This window comes from Mucilaginibacter rubeus (assembly GCF_014643835.1).
GTDB classification, from domain to species: domain Bacteria; phylum Bacteroidota; class Bacteroidia; order Sphingobacteriales; family Sphingobacteriaceae; genus Mucilaginibacter; species Mucilaginibacter rubeus.
The window spans coordinates 47,048-68,215 of sequence record NZ_BMKD01000001.1 but is presented as its reverse complement, the minus strand read 5'-3'; the positions used below and the strand labels follow the sequence as shown (position 1 = coordinate 68,215).

17 protein-coding genes are annotated in these 21,168 nt (G+C 43.0%); 10 read left to right on the top strand and 7 right to left on the bottom strand.

The features are described 5' to 3' along the window. Positions 1–34: 34 nt before the first annotated feature. The 4 genes from pyrG (at position 35) to IEX80_RS00295 (ending at position 5,757) form a co-directional block, all read left to right on the top strand. Positions 35–1,645, top strand: coding sequence for a CTP synthase (pyrG, locus tag IEX80_RS00310; protein WP_090526164.1), 1,611 nt, complete (start codon positions 35–37; stop codon positions 1,643–1,645). A 22-nt stretch (positions 1,646–1,667) separates the two neighbouring features. Beyond that, entirely contained in the window at positions 1,668–3,515 is a 1,848-nt protein-coding gene (gene yidC, locus IEX80_RS00305; RefSeq protein ID WP_188831580.1) for a membrane protein insertase YidC, read from the top strand. Between the two features lie 222 nt (positions 3,516–3,737). Then, positions 3,738–5,102, top strand: a complete 1,365-nt coding sequence (locus IEX80_RS00300) for an exonuclease domain-containing protein (RefSeq protein ID WP_090524459.1) — start codon at positions 3,738–3,740, stop codon at positions 5,100–5,102. Between the two features lie 118 nt (positions 5,103–5,220). Further along, positions 5,221–5,757, top strand: coding sequence for a pyridoxamine 5'-phosphate oxidase family protein (locus IEX80_RS00295; protein ID WP_188831579.1), 537 nt, complete (start codon positions 5,221–5,223; stop codon positions 5,755–5,757). Positions 5,758–5,861: 104 nt separating this feature from the next. Here the strand turns inward: IEX80_RS00295 and IEX80_RS00290 are convergent, their stop codons facing one another. Both IEX80_RS00290 and IEX80_RS00285 read right to left on the bottom strand, forming a co-directional pair. After that, a complete protein-coding gene (locus tag IEX80_RS00290; RefSeq protein WP_188831578.1) occupies positions 5,862–7,862 on the bottom strand; it encodes an alpha/beta hydrolase family protein in 2,001 nt (666 codons plus the stop codon). 38 nt (positions 7,863–7,900) lie between these two features. Continuing rightward, entirely contained in the window at positions 7,901–9,874 is a 1,974-nt protein-coding gene (locus IEX80_RS00285; RefSeq protein WP_188831577.1) for an alpha/beta hydrolase family protein, read from the bottom strand. A 181-nt stretch (positions 9,875–10,055) separates the two neighbouring features. Between IEX80_RS00285 and IEX80_RS00280 the strand changes: the two genes are divergently transcribed. The 5 genes from IEX80_RS00280 to IEX80_RS00260 all read left to right on the top strand — a co-directional run bounded on the left by IEX80_RS00280 (position 10,056) and on the right by IEX80_RS00260 (position 15,251). Continuing rightward, positions 10,056–11,204, top strand: coding sequence for an exo-alpha-sialidase (locus IEX80_RS00280; RefSeq protein WP_188831576.1), 1,149 nt, complete (start codon positions 10,056–10,058; stop codon positions 11,202–11,204). A 145-nt stretch (positions 11,205–11,349) separates the two neighbouring features. Next, on the top strand, positions 11,350–12,006 hold the full coding sequence (locus IEX80_RS00275; RefSeq protein ID WP_188831575.1) for a hypothetical protein: 657 nt from the start codon (positions 11,350–11,352) through the stop codon (positions 12,004–12,006). A 54-nt stretch (positions 12,007–12,060) separates the two neighbouring features. Then, positions 12,061–12,981, top strand: coding sequence for an ABC transporter ATP-binding protein (locus IEX80_RS00270; RefSeq protein WP_188831574.1), 921 nt, complete (start codon positions 12,061–12,063; stop codon positions 12,979–12,981). Continuing rightward, the gene (locus IEX80_RS00265; protein ID WP_188831573.1) at positions 12,974–14,227 is read left to right on the top strand and encodes an ABC transporter permease; all 1,254 of its coding nucleotides are present in this window, start codon (positions 12,974–12,976) and stop codon (positions 14,225–14,227) included. The genes IEX80_RS00270 and IEX80_RS00265 overlap by 8 nt, the downstream gene beginning before the upstream one ends. Before the next feature lie 97 nt (positions 14,228–14,324). Beyond that, positions 14,325–15,251 carry a Ppx/GppA phosphatase family protein gene (locus IEX80_RS00260; RefSeq protein WP_188831572.1) on the top strand — a complete coding sequence of 309 codons (927 nt, stop codon included), beginning with the start codon at positions 14,325–14,327 and terminating at the stop codon, positions 15,249–15,251. Here the strand turns inward: IEX80_RS00260 and IEX80_RS00255 are convergent. From IEX80_RS00255 to IEX80_RS00235, 5 genes are read right to left on the bottom strand one after another with little or no spacing between them, the layout of a single operon-like run. After that, entirely contained in the window at positions 15,248–15,511 is a 264-nt protein-coding gene (locus IEX80_RS00255; protein WP_188831571.1) for a hypothetical protein, read from the bottom strand. The genes IEX80_RS00260 and IEX80_RS00255 overlap by 4 nt on opposite strands. 19 nt (positions 15,512–15,530) lie before the next feature. Further along, positions 15,531–15,809, bottom strand: a complete 279-nt coding sequence (locus IEX80_RS00250; RefSeq protein ID WP_188831570.1) for a hypothetical protein — start codon at positions 15,807–15,809, stop codon at positions 15,531–15,533. Next, positions 15,806–17,203 (bottom strand): radical SAM protein, encoded by a 1,398-nt coding sequence (locus tag IEX80_RS00245; RefSeq protein WP_188831569.1) that lies wholly within the window; start codon positions 17,201–17,203, stop codon positions 15,806–15,808. The genes IEX80_RS00250 and IEX80_RS00245 overlap by 4 nt, the downstream gene beginning before the upstream one ends. Further along, the gene (locus IEX80_RS00240) at positions 17,196–17,948 is read right to left on the bottom strand and encodes a prolipoprotein diacylglyceryl transferase (RefSeq protein WP_188831568.1); all 753 of its coding nucleotides are present in this window, start codon (positions 17,946–17,948) and stop codon (positions 17,196–17,198) included. Before IEX80_RS00240 ends, IEX80_RS00245 begins: the two co-directional genes overlap by 8 nt. A gap of 22 nt (positions 17,949–17,970) precedes the next feature. Then, positions 17,971–18,678 carry a carboxypeptidase-like regulatory domain-containing protein gene (locus IEX80_RS00235; RefSeq protein WP_188831567.1) on the bottom strand — a complete coding sequence of 236 codons (708 nt, stop codon included), beginning with the start codon at positions 18,676–18,678 and terminating at the stop codon, positions 17,971–17,973. A 160-nt stretch (positions 18,679–18,838) separates the two neighbouring features. Here IEX80_RS00235 and IEX80_RS00230 point away from each other — a divergent pair, with 160 nt between their 5' ends. Further along, positions 18,839–20,824, top strand: a complete 1,986-nt coding sequence (locus IEX80_RS00230; RefSeq protein ID WP_188831566.1) for a M1 family metallopeptidase — start codon at positions 18,839–18,841, stop codon at positions 20,822–20,824. Positions 20,825–21,168 lie beyond the last annotated feature (344 nt).

The window sequence follows — 21,168 nt, the reverse complement described above, 5'->3', positions numbered from 1 at the left end:
CGGTATAAAAGCCCGGTCATTTTCAAAAAAAATCATGACTAAATATATTTTTGTTACGGGCGGTGTTACCTCATCGTTAGGAAAAGGTATAATCTCTGCTTCTTTAGCCAAACTCCTTCAATCGCGCGGTTACCGCGTAACCATCCAAAAGTTTGATCCTTATATCAATATTGATCCGGGAACGCTTAACCCTTATGAGCACGGCGAATGCTATGTTACCGAAGATGGTGCCGAAACCGATCTTGACCTTGGCCACTACGAGCGTTTCCTGAACACTCCTACCTCAAAGGCCAACAACATCACTACCGGCCGCATTTATCAAAATGTAATTAATAAAGAACGTGAAGGAGCTTTTTTAGGAAAAACTGTACAGGTAGTTCCCCACATTACCGATGAAATAAAAAGAAACTTCCGCATATTGGGCGAAAGCGGCGATTACGATATCGTGATCACCGAGCTTGGCGGTACTGTAGGCGATATTGAATCATTACCATACATTGAGGCTGTAAGGCAATTCCGCTGGGAAATTGGATCGGCTAACTCTTTAGTTATCCATCTTACACTGGTACCATTCCTTGCAGCAGCAGGCGAATTAAAAACCAAACCTACGCAGCATTCGGTAAAAATGTTATTAGAGTATGGTATCCAGCCCGATATCCTGGTTTGCCGTACCGAACACCACCTTACCAACGATATCCGCAAAAAAATAGCGCTGTTTTGTAACGTGAATATCAATGCTGTTATTGAGTCGATTGACGCACCAAGTATTTACGATGTACCCCTGTTAATGCTGAAAGAACAGCTTGACAAAACCGTATTGACTAAATTAAAACTTCCGCACAAAAACGAACCAAACCTCGAAAACTGGAAAGAGTTTCTTGGCCGCCTGAAAAACCCGACCGCCGATGTACGTATTGCGCTGGTTGGTAAATATGTGGAGCTGCCGGATGCTTATAAATCTATTACCGAAGCCTTTATCCATGCAGGTGCTAAACAGGAATGTAAAGTGCGGATTGAATATATCCCTTCGGAACAGCTTACGCCCGAAAACGCTGTTGAAAAATTAAAGGGCATGCACGGCGTACTGGTTGCCCCAGGATTTGGCGAGCGTGGTTTTGAAGGTAAGATCCAGGCTATCCGCCATGTGCGTGAAAATAATATCCCTTTCTTTGGTATCTGTTTAGGTATGCAATGTGCGGTAGTTGAGTTTGGCCGTAATGTATTAGGATTTGAGAATGCCAACAGTACCGAAATGAACCCCGAAACCCCTTACCCGGTTATCGGCATGATGGAAGATCAGAAAAATATCACCAACAAAGGCGGTACCATGCGTTTAGGCGCTTATCCCTGCGATATTAAAAAAGGCACTAAAGCGGCGGCTATTTACGGAAAAAACCATATTTCGGAAAGGCACCGTCACCGTTATGAGTTTAATAACGAGTACCTTAAGCAATATGAGGCTGCGGGCCTTACCCCATCTGGCATTAATCCTGACAATGGCCTGGTGGAGATTGTAGAGCTTAAAAACCACCCGTTTTTTGTCGGTTCGCAATTTCACCCCGAATTAAAATCAACAGTTGCTAATCCGCACCCACTTTTTATTAACTTTGTCGCCGCTTCGCTGGCTTATGCCCGCAAAAAATAAGTAATTGTACGATAATTAGATAATGGATAAAAATACGTTTACAGGATTATTCCTGATCATGGCGATCATTGCCGGCTCGATATACTTTTTAAAGCCATCGGAAGCCGACCTTAAAAAAGAGCGCGAGGTACAGCACCAGGATTCGCTGAAAAAAGCCGGCGCCGCTGTAGCTGCCGCTGCTGCTAAAACCACACCCAAGTTTGATACCGCCAAAACAGCCAAAGTTGATTCGGCCTTGTTAAAAATGCCTTTTGGCGCCGCATCTGTTGGTAAAGAAGAGTTTGTTACCATTGGTAATAAAGAGTTGCTTATTAAATTAAGCACCCATGGAGGCAAAGTAGCTTCTGTTGAGTTAAAAAACTACAAAACTTTTGATAAGAAGCCCCTGGTCCTTTTCAGCGGCGACAATAACCAATTTGGATTGAAGTTTGCCGCCGGTGTTGCCAATATCAATACCAACAATTACTATTTTACCCCAAGTGCAAAAGAACTTAACATAGCCGAAAAAGATTCCGGTTCGGTTACTATGCGTTTAAGCTATAGCCCTACCCAATATATTGATTATATATACAGCTTAAAAGGTGATGGTTTTAAACTTGGATTAACCATTAAGCCTACCGGCCTTGACGGCGTTATTGCCAACAGCAGCACCATTAACCTTAACTGGGCCACCAGCCTGCGCAAACAGGAAAAAGACATCAAAATGGAGCGTCAGTATTCAACGGTGTACTATTACAATACCGATGGGGATGCTGATTACCTAAGCGAAGGCAAAGACGATCAAAAAAGCATCAGCGATAAAAAAATGGCCTGGGTTGCTTTTAAACAGCACTTCTTTTCAAATGTGCTGATAGCTAAAGGCGGCATTACCAAAACAGATATTGCTGTTGCTACTGATTTTAACGATACCACCGATGTAAAACAAATGAAAGCCGACCTGTCGCTTAGCCGCGGCACTGATGGTTCTTTACCGTTGGAGTTTTACTTTGGACCTAACCGTTTTAATACGCTTAAAGACCAGGGGCATGACCTTGATAAACTGGTTAACCTGGGCTGGGGACCGTTAAAATACATCAACCGTTTCGCGGTATTGCCGGTATTTAACTTTCTTAACAAGTTTAACTGGAACTATGGTTTGATCATCCTGGTATTGACTGTATTGCTTAAGCTGGTGTTATCACCGCTTACTTACAAGTCATACCTTTCAATGGCCAAAATGCGTGTGCTGAAACCCGAAATGGATGAGATCAAAGCTAAAGTTGGTGAGGATAACCCTACATTATTACAACAGGAGTATCTTAAGCTTTACAAAAAAGCAGGTGTTAACCCATTGGGCGGCTGTTTACCATTGCTCATCCAGATGCCTATAGTTATCGCGTTCTTCCGCTTTTTCCCAAGCCTATTTGAGCTAAGGGGCGAAAGCTTCCTGTGGATGCATGACCTTTCAACTTATGATTCGGTTATTAAATTTGCTCCGATAGCTTTCCTTGGCGGTGTTAACCACATTAGCTTAATGTGTCTACTGATGACTATTTCAACGTTGATCTATACTTATTTCAACAACCAGATCTCCGGTGCTACAGGGCAAATGAAATACATTGGCTACATTACTCCGCTGATTTTCCTTTTCACGCTGAACAGCTACCCTGCCGGTTTGAACTATTATTACTTTTTGGCCAACATGTTCACCTTTTTACAGCAATACCTGATCAAATTCATGGTTGATGATAAAAAAATCCATGCCCAGATCCAGGAAAACAAAAAGAAACCTGAAGATACTAAGAAGAAAAAATCAGGCTTTGGCGCCAAAATGGAGGAGATGATGCGCCAGCAACAACAGATACAGGCTAATAAAAATAAGAAGTCTTAAGTCTTTAGTCGGAAGTCCGCAGTCGGAAAGTCCGAAAGATATTTAAGCCCCTGGGAAAGTTTCTCAGGGGCTTTTTCTTTTGCCTTATTTCTGTTTTTATAAGCTGGGCAATCCCTTTTAAACAAAAAACTTTCCGACTTTCCGACTGCAGACTTTCCGACTTCCCGACTTTTTTAAACAACACTAAAATAATTAGCAAATTTATATTACATTTGAAATATCATGTATGCAATTGTCGATATAGAAACTACAGGGGGGCATGCCAGCGCTAATGGTATCACCGAAATAGCCATATGCATACATGATGGAAAAAAAGTAGTAAAGCGGTTTGAAACACTTGTTAACCCGCAGCGCGAGATCCCTATTTACATCAGCGCCTTAACAGGTATTACCAACGAGATGGTAAAGGATGCCCCCCCTTTTGAGGATGTGGCAGCTGATATTTACCACCTCATTCACGGTAAAATCTTTGTAGCGCACAATGTAAATTTTGATTTTTCTTTTGTTCGATATCACCTCGCCGCTGCCGGGTACGATCTGCAAACCAATAAGCTTTGCACTGTAAGGCTTGGCCGAAAGATATTGCCGGGATTACCCTCATACAGTCTGGGCAGGCTATGCAAACATCTGGGTATCGATAATCAAAACCGCCACAGGGCTATGGGCGATGCCGAAGCTACAGCCGAACTGTTTACCCTGCTGCTGAACAGTGATACCGATAATCACATTAAACAATCCCTTAAGCAAGGTTCAAAAGATCAGGTGCTGCCACCTAACCTATCCAAAAAAGACATTGACCAGTTGCCATATACACCGGGCGTATATTACTTTCATGATCAAAAAGGCAAAGTGATATATGTAGGTAAAGCCAAAAACGTTAAAAAAAGGGTAAGCAGCCACTTTACAGGCAACAACCCCGGCTTTCAGCGCCAGGAATTTTTACGCAATATATACCAGATCAGCTATCAGGTTTGCGGCACCGAGCTCATCGCCTTTGTGTTGGAAGCTATTGAGATCAAACGCTTATGGCCCAAATATAATCGCTCGTTAAAACGCTTTGAAAATGCTTTCTGTCTTTACGCTTTTGAAGATCAACGCGGGTATATTCGCCTGGCAGTTGATAAATACCGCAAATACAGCGACCCGATATACACCTGCAATTCCCTGCTTGATGGCTATAACCTGCTCAACAAACTGATAGAAGCATTTGACCTGTGCCCTAAGCTTTGTTTTATACAAAAAAACAATGAGCCCTGCGTCAGTGCAGCAGGAAGTACCTGTGCCTGCGAAGGTGTTGAACCTCCCGACAGTTATAACGAAAAGGTTAACAATGCCATCGATCAGCTTAAGCAAGCTTTACCAACGTACGCTATCAGGGATGAGGGCCGTACCGGTGATGAACACAGCTGTATTTTGGTGGAAAAAGGCCAGTTTTATGGCATGGGCTATATCTCCCATTATTTTGATGCCAATAATATACAGCAACTCAAAAGCTATCTCACACCTTATCCGGGGAATGACTATATCAAAAATATTGTAGCAACTTATGCTTCCAAATATCCGGACAGGATGGTGGTGTTTGGGTAGACTATCCCCTCTAATAAAAACTTCTAACTAAATAATTATCTACTAAGTTAAATAAATCCACACAATTGAGTTTTTGATTGGTTACTCTTATAACATTTACCAACAAAAACTTGAAACAATGGATAGTATCAATCAACAACAGCCCGAGGATAATATGAAGGACTTGAATGGACCTGAAGCCCTGGCCAAGATTAAAGAACTTGCCGAAAGCGCAAAAAGTTGCTTCTTTGTGAGCAGTCTTAAAACAGGCGTACCCGCTTCAGTGAGGCCAATGTCGGCACAGAAAATTGACGATGAGGGCAATTTCTGGTTTCTGAGCGCTAATGATAGCCATAAAAATGAGGAGTTGGCTAAAGACCCCTTTGTTCATCTGCTTTTCCAGGGTTCCGGATATTCTGACTTTTTAAATCTTTATGGGATAGCCACCATTACCGAAGATAAAGAAAAGATCAAAGAACTATGGGAACCGACACTCAAAGTGTGGTTTACCGAAGGTATCGACGATCCGCGCATCAGCGTTATTAAAGTTGAACCAACTGAAGGCTATTACTGGGACAATAAACATGGCAATGCCGTTGCATTTGTAAAACGGCTAGCCGGTGCTGCTATCGGCAAAACTATTGATGATTCGGTAGAGGGAAAGCTGGTTGTCTGAAATCAGAATGTCTGACCCCGAATTTCTCCGAATTTGAGGAATTGAAGAATTTAAAAAGGATCGGGTTAAACAGCTCGATCCTTTTCAAATTTTAAGTTAGCCTATCAAAAAGCTCCCGCTTTAGGGGATTGGGGGGCCAAATATTTATCAAACCATTCAATATAGCGCTTCAGTCGGTCAACCTGGTAACTGGGTACGGTGATGCCATGATATTGGCCTGGATAAAGTATCAGTTGCGTTGGCACACCCTGCGATCTCAGCGCTTCATACATTTGTTCGCCTCCGCCAGTGGGCACGTTAAAATCTTTTAAACCCGACATGAACTGGGTTGGCGTTTTTATTTTATCGGCATGAAAAAACGGGTACGATAGCTTAATGTACTTATCAGCATTTTTCCAGGGCGGGCCCAATTCATTATCGTATTGCATCACCCATTGATCTGATCCATAAATGGCTAACTGTAAGGCACTGCCCGCCCCGCTTGATGCGGCTTTAAAGCGGGGATCAGTAGCTATGGTATAATCGGTAAGGATGCCCCCGTAACTCCAACCGCCAATGCCGAGACGGTCTTTATCGGCTATCCCAAGTTTAACCAGTTCATCTACAGCACCCAGTAAGTCTTTCACTTCCTTATTGCCCCAATCGGCATAAATAGCTTTGGTATATTCAATGCCTCGTCCTGTACTGCCGCGGTAATTTACAGCGGCTACAGCATACCCGGCACAAGCCAGCGTTTGCCTGATCTCATCAAACTCAAACTCGTCCTGATCGGTAGGGCCGCCGTGAATGTAAAGAATGAAGGGCATTTTCTTAGTAACTACACTATCGGGCGTATAAAGTATCCCCGAAACCAGTGTGCCATCGCTGCTGAACGACTGAAAGCCTTTCACATAGGCCAGCTTAACTTCATTCAGCCACTTTTCCTGGTGAAAAGTTAAACGGCGGATTTTTCCGTTTTCAATCGCCACCAGCTCATGCGGCATGTATGGCGTGGTCATCTTCCCTACCCATACACCTAACGAATGGCTCATTATATCAGAAAAACTGCATTCGTTTCCTTTATAAACCAACACAGATTTGCGGAGAAGTAAATTATACCTGTTGATATAGCGGATCCTGTCGCTACTTACTACGTACTCGAGGTCTTTACTGTCCTTGCTCCAGGCAATATTGCTAACCGGCCTGTCCAACTGATCTGTTAACGGACGATTATTTTTCCCGTCGGCATCCATCAGGTACAATACATCATGCTGATAAATGAAATAATCAGCATCACTTGTTGAGCGGAGATAGGCAATATGCTTACCATCAGGACCCCAAATGGGGTTAATATCATGGCCGGTAAAAGTAGTAAGCTGCTTAGGCTCAGCACCGGCCTTAGCTTCTATCGTAAAGATGTCTGTGTTTTCATTCCGATCCGGATCGACTGTATGATTACTTACGTAGGCAATCGTTTTTCCGTCTGGGCTCCACTGCGGGGAACTATCGTCCATATTACCGCTGGTCAGGGTATCCAGCTTTTTTGCGGCCACATCATACAAATACAAATGCGAATGCCGGTGTTGCAGATACCCTTCAATATCCTGCTTAAAATGGTAACGGTCTATTTTTATAGGAGGCGTGGTTTTAGGAGCTTCCTTTCCTTTGTTTTCGGGATCTTTAATGATCAATGCCAGCCTTTTGCTATCCGGCGACCAAACATACTCTTCTAGTTCACCTTTAATATCGGTCAGCTTGTGCCCCTCGCCACCGCGCCTGTCCATCAGCCAAACCTGCCCGCCGTTCTTTGAATCCTTTTCGGACAGATAAGAAATAAACTTACCATCAGGCGTCCATTTAGGAGTGGATGCCGGCTCATCACCATAAGTAAGCTGAATGGATTGCTTGCCGTCAAAACTCTGCATCCACAAGTGCGACACACGCTTATCCTTAGCTGTATCCACCTCAGATAATTCGTAAACCACCCATTTACCATCCGGAGAAAGCTGCGGCGCCATCAGCGTTGGCTGTTTATACAGATCGGTAGGTTTAAGTGGCTTTTTCGCAGTTTGAGCAATCAACGGTAAAGAAGCCAATCCGCCTAAAATCAACAGGACATATTTCATAAAATACGATAAAAAACCGTTTCGAGGGCATAAAAATATTATTTTTTTAAATACCTATCATACCATTCCACATAGCGCTGCAACCTGTCAACCTGGTAGCTTGGTTTGGTAAGGCCGTGAAACTGATTGGGATATAATATCAATTCGGTTGGGATACCTTGTGTGCGTAATGCTTCATACATCTGCTCACTGCCAATGGTCGGCACATTAAAGTCCTTCAGGCCCGACATAAACAATACCGGGGTTTTTATTTTATCAGCATGAAAAAACGGGTACGAAATCTGGATCCATTTATCAACATTTTTCCACGGTACGCCTATTTCGTTTTCGTACTGTAACACATATTGGTCGCTACCATAAACCGAAAGCTGCAGCGCACTGCCCGCTCCGCTGGCTGCTGCTTTAAAGCGGGTATCGGAGGCTATTGTATAATCGGTAAGGATGCCGCCATAACTCCAGCCACCTATGCCCAGCTTATCAGGATCGGCGATGCCTAATTTCTCGAGTTGATCGACCGCTCCAAGCAAATCTTTTACTTCCTTATTGCCCCAATCGGCATAAATGGCTTTACAATAATCCAGCCCGCGGCCATTACTGCCCCTGTAGTTCACAGCAGCTACAGCATAACCGGCAGCAGCCAGCGTTTGCCTTGTAGCATCAAAACCAAATTCATCCTGTCCTACCGGGCCGCCATGAATAAAAAGGATCAACGGATATTTTTTATTGGGAACGCTGTCGGGCGTTAAAATGATACCAGATACTTTTGTACCATCAACACTGGTTGATTCAAAACCTTTGACATAAGCCAGTTGTACAGTGTTTAACCAGGCCTGATGGTGGAAAGTTAACCTGCGAAGCTTCCTATCTTCCAAAGCGAATAATTCGGCGGGGGTATACGGGTCTGTTTTTTGTACTACCCAGTTGCCCGAAAGGTTGGTGTTTATATCGTTGAAAACATAATCACCCTTGTTAATCGGCGTGATTTTGCCAGTGTTGATGTTGATATTAGCCAAATAGCGGGTACGATCGTCCGTTACTATAAATACGATGTTCTTACTGTCTTTGGCCCAGGTTTGCGCCCCGGCGGGGCGATCAAGCTGCAGCGTAAGCGGTTTGTTATTTTGCCCCACAACATCCATTATGCAAACCACATTTTGATCGTACATCATATAATCCGCATCACTGGTTGAGCGCAGGTAGGAAATATACCTGCCATCTGGGCTCCATTGCGGGTTACCGTCCCTCCCCTTCCAGGTGGTTAGCTGCAACATGCTGGCGCCTGGCCGGGCATCAATGGTAAAAATATCGGTATTTTGATTTTTATCGGGATCGGCACTGCGGTTACTCACAAATGCAATGGTTTTGCTATCAGGCGACCATACCGGCGAACTTTCATCTTTATCGCCCCTGGTTAATGTATCCAGTTTTTTTGTGGTTACATCAATTAAATACAGGTGGTTATGCAGGTGCTGAAGGTACCCAACTATATCCTGTTTAAAATGATAACGGTCAATAACTATGGGCTTGGGGGTTTTAGGTTCTTCCTTGCCTTTATTTTCCGGGTCGCCTATCACCATTACCAAACGCTTGCCATCAGGGCTCCAGGCGTAGTCACTCAAATCGCCTTTAATATTGGTCAGTTTTACTCCTTCGCCACCCCGGCGATCGATGAGCCAAACCTGTGAGCCTGTTTTTGAATCGCGCGAGGAAAGGAATGATAAATACTTACCATCCGGGCTCCAGCGCGGCGACGAGGCAGCCTCCTCACCATGGGTCAGTTCGATAGACTCTTTGCCATCAAAACTCTGCATCCACAGGTGTGATACACGGCGGTCTTTTGCAGTATCAACTTCAGAAACACTATAAGCCACCCACTTGCCATCGGGCGATAACTGGGGATCGCTTACCGTTGGGATCCGATAAACATCAGCAGGTTTTAAAGCTTTTTTCTGTTGGGCAGATACATTAACGGCGGCAGAAAGCGTAAGTATAAGGAATAAGGCTAGCTTCATAAATGATGTATGTTGATAGAGCCTGTAATTTAGTAAAAGAACCTTGATTTATGGGATAAAAGGATTGCCACGATTTTGTTATAAAATTTTCGCATATTAATAACGATGATTTTCTGGATAAACAAACGCGGGCACCTCAACTCCACTTTCACTTACCGGATAATTTGCGTTAATTAGGATCATGTCTGCAAAATTCCAGCTCCTTTTTGTTACCTGCTTTTTTTTATCCGTTCTTAATACCCATGCTCAAACCTCGACTATTCGCAACAATTACCAAACCGAAGCCGGAGTGCCAAAGCTAACCATCGAACGATCAATGATCTACTCGCCGGATAAAGAATGGCTCTATAACCATCATGCATCTATCATTCATTTTAAAGACCGCTTTGTGGCAATATGGAGCAACGGAATGATCGATGAGGACTCGCCGGGGCAAAGGGTGGTTTACGCCACTTCTAAAGATTTTAAACACTGGTCGACGTTAAAAACATTAGCCACTCCGGGCAAAATCAACGATACCCTCACGGTGCTCACCGCCGCCGGGCTTTATCAATATGAAGGGACCTTAGTAGCCTATTACGGCGACTATGACAAGCATCGCAATAACACCCATTTGTGGGCCAAAACCAGCACCGACGGCGAGCATTGGAGCGAACCGCTTGATATGCATTTGCCTGTTGTACCAAACCACGGTCCGGAGGTTACCAATAGCGGCAGGCTGATCATCAGCGGTAATTTTACTTTTCCTTATACAGATGATCCCCACGGACTTTCTGGTTGGAAGCTAAGCAGTTTCTACCCTGATTCCCTTTATAAGCAGGATAACCCTGCCATGTTTTACGCGCCTGCCGCAAAATCTGGTTTACCTCCGCTTTGCGAAGGATCTTTTTTTCAAACAGATGACAATGTTCTGCATATGCTGCTCAGGGTAACAGGTAAAGGCTGGAAAGGCCATTTATGGCTAACTGAAAGCAGGGATAACGGTAGCAATTGGTCGCGCCCGGCGGAAGCTCCATTTTCAGATAATGACAGTAAATTTCATTTCGGTCGGTTGCCGGATAAGCGATTTTATTATGTCGGTATCCCTGATACATTGCACCATTATGACCGTAACCCGCTGGTGTTATCCCTTTCTGCCGATGGCAAATCATTCGACAAAAACTATATCATAGCCAATGAGCTTTATCATCTTAAAAAGGAAGGTTTGTGGAAAGGCGGGCAATATGGTTATCCGCATACCATTATTTATAATGGCTATATGTATGTAATCATTTCGAGGCAAAAGGAAGCTATTGAAATGCTGAGGTTTAGCTTGAAGCAACTGAAATAAATCCGCAGGCTATATAATTAAACAAACAACGTATTTTGTACCAAAACAATTACACCGTTTTTTAATTTCAATAAACAGCCATACCTTATTACCGGTCAGGCTAAATTGTTATGCAGTTCACTTTAAATATAAACCTACCCTGCTTATGAAACCAACTCGAGATACTGCCTACCTTACCATTGCCACATCAGTAATAAGTGCTTTGGTATTATTGCTAATGCAGGCCATGCAAACCATTTCATTTACAATTCCGGAAAGTGTCAGGCATTTATTCTCATTTATTCCGGTCATCTGTTTTGCGTGGCTGATGATATTTGTGATAAGTATTTTAAAATATACCAATGAAAAACCTTTTATAGTGAACGCATTTATCATTTACACGATCTATAGTGTGGTATGGGGCTTAGTTAGTGCGGCTATCGGCATTTTTCAAGTCAATGTACAATCATTAATCATCTTTTACCAAGTTAGCGGTGCCATCAATTTCATGATAATAATATGCCTCGTGACCATGACTTTTTTGTTACGCCCAACAGAATTTAGGCTGCCATTACGGCTTTTTGCCCTGGGCGAGCTATTTATCCAGGTATTTTACATAGTTGTACCGTTAGTATTTACATTCATCGGAAATTCCAGTTATATTTTTTATATCCGATATCTCGGACTTGTATATCTGATAATTCCTGCTATTGGAATTTATATAGCAGTAACAGCCTTAAATGTTATCGATAACCGGCAATGGCAAAAACCGTTCTATGAAATGGACCACCCCAACCAGCCATATGATAAACCGGAGCTGTAACTTTTATTGGTTAACTCCATCTAACAAGCAAAACAGATACATAAACCGTAATAAATGCTAAGCATCCGCAATATTGTTAAACAATACGCCGGTCACCGTGCACTCAGTAATGTAAGTTTGGAAGTTGAAAGCGGGCAGATTTTTGGCCTGCTTGGCCCTAACGGTGCCGGTAAAACATCCCTTATCCGTATAGTTAATCAAATTACTGCTCCCGATTCGGGCGAGATTTATTTTAACGGCGAAAAACTCAATCAATCGCATATCGAACGGATCGGTTACCTGCCCGAAGAGCGTGGCCTTTATAAAAAAATGGAGATCGGTGAGCAGATGATCTACCTGGCCCGGTTAAAAGGCTTAAGCCGCGCCGAAGCACAAAAACGCCTTAAATTTTGGTTTGAGAAACTGGGGATGGAAACCTGGTGGAAAAAGAAAATAGAAGAGCTTTCAAAGGGCATGCAGCAAAAAGCGCAGTTTGTGGCAACTGTACTGCATGAGCCCGACCTGATCATTTTAGATGAGCCTTTCAGCGGGTTTGACCCCGTAAATGCCGAGCTGATTAAAGACGAAATACTGGAACTGAATAAAAAAGGCGCTACTATTTTATTTTCAACACACCGAATGGAATCAGTAGAAGAGCTTTGCGACGCCATTGCCCTCATCCATAAATCGCACAAGATATTGGATGGCAAGGTTAAACATATCCGCAACTCATACCGTAACGAAACCTACCTTATTGAGTATGCCGGCGAACGTATTGCATTTAATGGCAGCCAGCCCTTTGAAATAATGAGCGAGGTTATTGCCGATGACGACAGTCACAATATCAAGATAAAACTAAAGGAAGGGCATAATTCCAATGATGTGCTTCAATACTTAATTCCTAAAGCGCGGGTAAATATGCTGCAGGAGGTTATCCCGAGTATGCACGAAATTTTTATTGAAAAAGTAAACCTAAATTCCACCGGCCATGAATAAAGTATTACTCATTATACAACGCGAGTACCTTACACGGGTACGCAAAAAATCATTCATCATTATGATATTTGTAGTGCCCTTGTTGATTTTAGCTATGGGTGGAGCTATTGTCTGGATAGCAAAAAGCAGCGAGCAACTTGCCGGATTGCATGTAATAAATGTTGTTGATGATACCAAATTATATGCAAACAAATTTCATGATACGCCAAACATCAAATTTACAGTAACAAACGAAGATATAAAAACAGCGAAAGCGAAATTTAAAGACGATGAAACTGTATCAACATTATATATACCCGGTAATTATCATAAATCTGGCGCTATACAGGTTTTTTCAAAGAAAAAGGCAGCTATACAGATCACCGATGAAATTCAAAAACAATTGAATGAAATCACGGCAGCTAATATTATGGAGAAAAATCATATTGACACTGCCGTTCTTCATACACTAAAAAAAGTAGATTTTTCAGTAACAGCGGTCGAAATTACGAAGGCAGGCGATAAAGATGCCAATCTCGGCGCCAATATAGGCGTTAGTATAGCCTGTGCCATATTTATATACCTCTCGCTTTTAATTTATGGAGGACAGGTTATGCGCGGTGTTATTGAGGAAAAAACCAACCGCATTATCGAGGTAGTAATATCATCCGTTAAACCCTTTCAACTAATGTTAGGTAAAATTATCGGCGTTGGACTGGTTGGTTTAACACAGTTCAGTGCCTGGATAATCTTATCGCTAATTTCATCTAAAATAGCCGGGCATGCTTTCAATTCGCCGGTAAGCCCAATGGCTGGTATAATAGCTACTTTATCAACAATCCCATTTGGATATATTTTGGGCTGTTTTATATTTTATTTTTTAAGTGGGTACATGTTATATGCAGCCCTGTTTGCGGCAGTAGGGTCGGCAGTAGATAGTGAAACAGAAACCCAGCAATTCATGTTTCCGATTACCATGCCGTTGCTGTTCACTTATATTTTATCGGTATCAGTACTTTTTAGGGCTCCTGATAGCCCACTGGCTGTTTGGTTGTCTATAATTCCTTTTACAGCCCCAGTTGCCATGATGGTACGCCTTCCTTTTGATCCGGCACCCTGGCAGGTAGCCGTATCTATGTGTATGATGGTGGTAGGCTTCTTATTTACTACCTATGTCGCGGCAAGGATCTATCGTGTTGGCGTATTGATGTATGGCAAAAAAGCAAGTTATAAAGAACTGATTAAGTGGTTCTTTTATAAAGAATAGTTTTTTGATTTCGGATATTGGATGTTCGATTTCGGATTTACTGAATAAAATTCCCCGGGAATGATAAACATTTTCGGGGATTATTTATTTTAGCCGTATGAGTAAACGCGTTGCAGTAATGGATTTGGGTACAAACACCTTCCATTTATTGATTGCCGAAGGCGATATCCATGACTACCGTGAAATTGTACATATTACAGAAGCCGTTAAATTAGGCGAGGGGGGCATTAATAAGGGTTATATTTTGCCTGATGCCTTTCAGCGCGGCGTGAATACCATGCAACATTTTCAAGGACTCATTGCTGCCAACAATGTCACCAGTGTAAGGGCAATTGCTACTTCGGCCTTGCGGAGTGCCTCAAACGGAAAAGATTTCATTAAAGAAGTGGAGGCCCAAACAGGCATCGCTATCGAAATTATCGACGGAGAACAGGAAGCCGTTTTTATTTATAATGGCGTAAAGTTAAGTGGATGCCTATCGGCTAAAAATTCGCTCATCATGGATATTGGAGGCGGCAGTGTGGAGTTTATTTTGGGCAACACCGATAAAATCTTGTGGAAACAGAGCTTTGAAGTTGGCGCCGCACGCCTTATGGACCAGTTTCACCACACGGACCCTATTCCGCCCGCATCTATCGAGGCTATGAATTTGTATCTGGAGGATACGCTGAATGATCTGTTCATTGCCACCTCCGGTATTGAATTAGATACCCTTGTTGGCTCATCAGGCTCGTTTGAAACTTTTGCCGGGCTCATAGAAACCGAAAAAGCAAAACCATTTGACCTCAAGAGCATTCAACACTATGATTTTGATGAAGGAGAATTGCTAACCATCACCAATAAGCTTATCCTTTCAAGCCATAAAGAAAGACTGGGAAATCCGGGCATTATTCCGGTTCGGGTTGATATGATCGTAGCTGCTTCGTTGATTACCCGCTTCATTATGCATGCGCTGGATCTTCATAAGGTGAGCATGTGTACTAATTCATTAAAAGAAGGGGTTTTGGCGGGGATGTTGGCCTAAGTAGAGAAAACAATCCAGCATGACGAAAAACCGATCAGCAGTACTACGAGCGCGCTAAACAAAAATTCTTTTCTCAAAGCAAAAATTGCCAATATCAGGCACAGTACTACGTGCAAAAAAATAAAAATCGCTTCAGCTAATATAATAAGCTCCTCATTAGCAACCCATCTGAAATATATGGTATAAGCTACCAATATCGATAGATTGATACCTACAACTATCATTTTTTTGCTACCGGGGTCTTTCTTCTGCGTTTCCATTATATCAACTTGTGAGATACTAAATCCTTATTATTGCAACACACGTTGAAAAACCAATTACTAAAACCAGTAAGCCGCCTAAAAACCAACTCCACTTACGGAAATACAATGAAAGTATAATACAAACAATCACCTGGGCAACCATTAGCAGCCCAGCTACTACATCGCCATCGGTCAGCAGACTAAGCAAGGTATAACCAACAAATACTGCCAGGTTAATTCCGACTATCTTGATTCCACCTTGGGGTTTGTTGCCAGGAGGCTGATTGGGTGGTTGTAATTGTTCTTCCTCTGTCATACCAAAATTTCTCCTCTTAATTGTTCCAGATATTCCCGCTTATCATCTCTGTAAAAAATGTTCATCGTTTCAAAAGGGATGATCTGCATATCTTTATTTACGATGTGTACACATGATTTTTTGATAGCCCGAACATCAAAATTTTGCGCATCTATAAATTGCATAATGATCACCCTGAACAGGTTATCATAGCTTAAACTTGGCGCGTCAATTTCAGGCAGGCAGCATAACAACGAGTGCAGGTGTTCTTTAGCTTTATCAACCGAATTACCGGTGCTGAACATATTGAGCAGATGCCCTTTCAGGCGCTCATCATTTTCATAAACAATGGTATTTTTTGAGTTATCTAACAGGTCATCCGGGTTTATCATCCGGGTTAACGGAATCACTTCCCCTTCAAGTTTAAGGGCATAGCCCATTACGAGTGCGTCCGGGTTGCAGGGTACCGGGATCAGATCGTTTTTATTGAATACACTGGTTTGTTCAAGTATCGCGTTACGTACTTCCGTTAGGGTGTACCGGTCGGTTTGTTCATTAAAATTCTCTAACCTGCCGGCCTGTTGCGTAGGCTGGAAGGTTACGCCGCGAACGCAGGGTTGCTTCAACGCGTATTCAATAATTGTCCCTAATTCATCGGTATTTAAACCTTTTTGCAAAGTAACTACCAACGTTGTAGACAGATTGTACTTGTTAAGATTTTCAATGGCCTTTTGCCTTACCTCACGCAGATCTTCTCCTCTCAATTGCACCAGCGCTTCTTTTTTGAAAGAATCAAATTGCAGGTAGATCTCAAAATCAGGCATGTAAGTGGCCAGCCGCTTTACAAAATTTTCGTCCTTAGCTATGCGGATACCATTAGTATTCACCATTAAATGTTTAATGGGCTTTGTTTTGGCGATATCCAGGATCTCGAAGAACTGCGGGTGCACCGTTGGCTCTCCCCCGCTAATCTGCACCACATCAGGCTGACCTTCATTTGCCACTACTACATCCAGCATCTGTTCAATCTCGGCCAAGGTGCGGTGCCTGCCATATGTGGGTGATGACATGGCGTAGCAGGTAGGGCAGCTTAAATTACATCGGTCGGTTACTTCAACGACGGTAAGGCATGAGTGCTGCTCATGATCCTGACAGAGGCCGCAATCATAAGGGCAGCCATAATGTGTTTTGGCGTTGAACTTAAGCGGCATCTCACTCCGCTTGGCATAGTTGCGGCAGTTTTTATAATATTCCACATCTGTGGCGATCAGCACCTTTTCAAAACCATGCTGACGGCAGTTTTTAAGCATGTAAACCTTATCATCCTCAAAAACAATTTTGGCATCAACCCGGCGTAAGCAGGTAGAGCAGATGCTTAACGTAAAATCATAGTATATATACGGGCGTTCAGGCATGGTTTACAAACAGCTTTTTAGGAGATAAAAATACTTTATAATAATACAAAATACCGGCGATAGAAACTAACTGAATTACCGATAAGCCAAAACTGAAAAAATAATCGGGCTTGATAAATTCAACCAGTAACCTAAAAACGAGGTAGCTTACCATAAACACTTTAAACCTTGCACCATCAGCAAAGTGGCGGCTTTGTTCAATGAGTTTCAACGCGATCCAAAGCATTAACCAAAACACAATTTCATACAAATTGGTAGGATGCCTGTGGATACCATCGCCAAAATCAATAGCCCATGGCAGGTTGGAGGCTATGCCATAAGTACCATCCTCCAGTCCGGCCAAAAAGCACCCGGTACGGCCTATAACCATAGCCAGGATGAGCGGATAAACCATCAGATCGCCGGATGACATGGTTACACCTAACCGCTTCTTGGTAAGCTCAACTCCTATCAACCCGCCAAGCATACCGCCCACTATGGTTTTATTGCCCATAATATAGATGATATTGAAATGCGAAAACAGCAAAGGTGGATTTTCAAAGATCCCTACCAGGTGCGAACCGATAAATGCGCCTGCCGCCGCACCTATAAAGATGATGAGCCTGTGTTCAGTACTGATCTTATCGGCCGAATGTTTGCGTAACCAGGCATAATACCGGTAACCTAAAAAGTACGCGAGTGTCTCGCAAATAAAATGTACGGGGATGGATGACCGGCCTAAAGGTATATTTACAGGAAAGTGCAAGTTTAGCTTTTATAATAAAGCCCTAAAATATGTTTTTTATTTTATGCCACAGGCGATGAATAAAAGAATGGCGCACAAATACACCTCCTACCACAACAAATTGTTCAGTTAGCGGTTCCGGCTCTAATTCTATTTTTATTTGCGACCTGTCAGCTATGTCGGCAAGCCTTATTTCCTGTGTCTTAAAACCGATAAAGCCAACAACAAGGGTATCTGTCTCCGAAAGTTCCAAAAACTTAAATTCGCCATCAACATCAGTGCTTGCACTTTCACCGTTTTTACAACGGACTGTAGCGCCGGGAATCGGAACATTAGTCCCTTTTTCGGTTACAAGGCCTTTTACTAATATTTGAACACCGGTAGGCACAGGTATGAGCAAATTGCTTTTACGTTGAAACTCTCCCTGCTCAAGGCTGTGCCTGGTTTTGGCTTCAGCTTTTTCAAGCCGGGTTAAGCTTATTATTGCAGCTGTCAGGATACCAATCCATGATAAGGATCGCTTTTTATTTGCGCCAATACCCGCATTAATTTCAATCAGCTGCATTTGGCCAAATCTGCCGCAAACATTATCCTTTGCCGCAAGAAGTTTAATGATCTCGTCATTGCTCATTACCGTAAAATCGATAACCGTTTTGCAGCAGTGATAACAATAACGACCGCTGTTAGCGGGTACCATCTGTGACCATTGCTCGTGGCAGGGCTTAGGTATGCTGATTTGTTGAATAGACATTATACCAACGTTTTAATTGATAAATATATTAATTCATCCGGGTGATTAAGTAGTTTATTATAATGATGCTACCCGGCATAAAATTCCATAATTATTTAAAACTTTTTTAACAAACTGTTTTCCGGCCATCCTTTGTATATTGGGTGCTTAAATACACACCATGAAATTAAAATTTATCGGCATTGGTTTACTGTCGGTTTTAGCACTCGGCGCATTCGCGCAAAAAAGGAAACTCAATCCAAACGATACGTCGTCAAACTATAACCCGGCGGAGGCCTTCTCGCCTATGTTTTATACCGAAAAAGGTAACGATTTCCATTCGGCCAGTGGCGCGCCCGGACCAAAGTACTGGCAAAACCGGGCAGACTATAACCTGAAAGTTACCCTGGATACCGTAAAGAAAACAATCAGCGGTACTGTGGTGATTAACTATACCAATAACAGCCCGGATGCATTGCCATACCTTTGGCTGCAGCTTGATCAAAATACTTATAAACAGGATGCCCGCTCTAACTTTTTCACAGACCATGCGCCCAGCGCCGACCAGCATACCAGCGGCTATCAGATAGAATCCGTATCGGTTGATAATGGTGATGTGGTTAAACCTGTACCTTATGTAATTACTGACGCCCGCATGCAGGTGCGCCTTGCACATCCGCTGCAAAAAGGTGCAATAAAGTTGCGCATCAATTATCATTATACCATTCCCGGTGCCTTTGGAGGCCGTACTGATTATTGCGATACCAAAAATGGCAAGATCTACGAAATTGCGCAGTGGTTTCCCCGGATGTGTGTTTATGACGACAGCCACGGCTGGGACACCCTGCCATTTTTGGGCAGTGGTGAGTTTTATTTAGATTACGGCGATATCGATTACCAGGTAACCGTACCATGGGATATGATCGTAGCAGGCTCAGGCGAATTACTTAACCCAAAGGAGGTTTTGACCGCTAAACAAATAGCCCGCTTAGATCAAGCCCGCAACAGTGATAAAACCATCATGGTCCGTGATTTGGCCGAAGTTAATGATCCGGCCAGTCGCCCGGTTAACAAGGGCACCCTCACCTGGCATTTCAAAATGCTCAATACCCGTGACGTTGCCTTTGGTGCATCAAAAGCTTACATATGGGATGCAGCGAGGGTGAACCTGCCCGGTGGTAAAAAATCATTGGCAATGAGCGTTTACCCGGCCGAAAGCTATGGTAACGATGCCTGGGGCCGGGCTACCGAATATCTCAAAAAGTCCATAGAATATTTTTCTGAAAAATGGTTTGTATACCCTTACCCGGTAGCCATTAATGAGGCCGGTATTGCTGGCGGTATGGAATACCCGGGCATTGTGTTTGATGGCATTACCGATAAAGGCAGCGTGCTTTACTGGGTAACAGCCCACGAGATAGGCCATAACTGGTTCCCGATGATTGTAGGATCAAACGAGCGCCGTTATGCCTGGATGGATGAAGGCCTTAACACCTTTATCGATATATATGCTTCCGACGCCTTTAATAAAGGCGAATATGCCCCCAAACGTGATAGTGAGTATGCTCCCGGCGGTGGCAACCCTGCCGATGAAATTATCCCATCATTGCTTGATCCGCAATCGCCAAGTATTATGACGGCTCCTGATGCCATCCCCGAAAAATACCGCCATCCGCTTACCTACTATAAGCCGGCCTTTGGCCTGGTATTGCTCCGCGAGCAAATTTTAGGGAAAGACAGGTTTGACTATGCCTTTAAAAACTACATTAACCAGTGGGCTTACAAACACCCACAGCCTGATGATTTTTTCCGTTCGATGGAGAATGGAGCCGGCGAAGACCTTTCCTGGTTTTGGAAGGGCTGGTTTTATAATAACTGGCTGGTTGATATAGCGCTTATCGACGCAAAATATGCAGGTAAAGATGCATCCAAAGGTATCACCATCAAAGCAGTAAACAAAGAGCAGTTGCCCATGCCGTTTACTGTTGAGGTTAAATTTAAAGATGGCAGTAAGAAACGCTTTTACCTGCCGGTTGAAACCTGGCTGCAATCCGGGCAAATCACCTATACACTGCCTACTACACAGGAAGCTGAATCGGTGACCATTGATCCCGACAACGCCCTGCCTGATCTTAACCGCGGCAATAACAGCCAAAAGATTAAATAAAGCATATAACGCCAGGTGTTCAATTTTTTAATGTGGAACACCTGGTGTATTTTTCAAAACAAACAAACACTGATTATCAACCACTTACATTTTATATAAAATACAGATTGAACAAATATGCATTGATAATCAGAACATTACAATTCCGTACTACAAAAAGTTGAACACCCGTTTTTTTTAAAATTGAACACTTATCCGACGCCGCTCTGAAACACCCCATGTAGCGTATAGTCATCGTCACATTAACTTCAGTTGACTAATTGTTAATGGTGATGATTGTTAAAGACACATACCCCCCGATCAAACCTGAACAGTTTTTTACCGGAAACCAAAATCCTCACTCC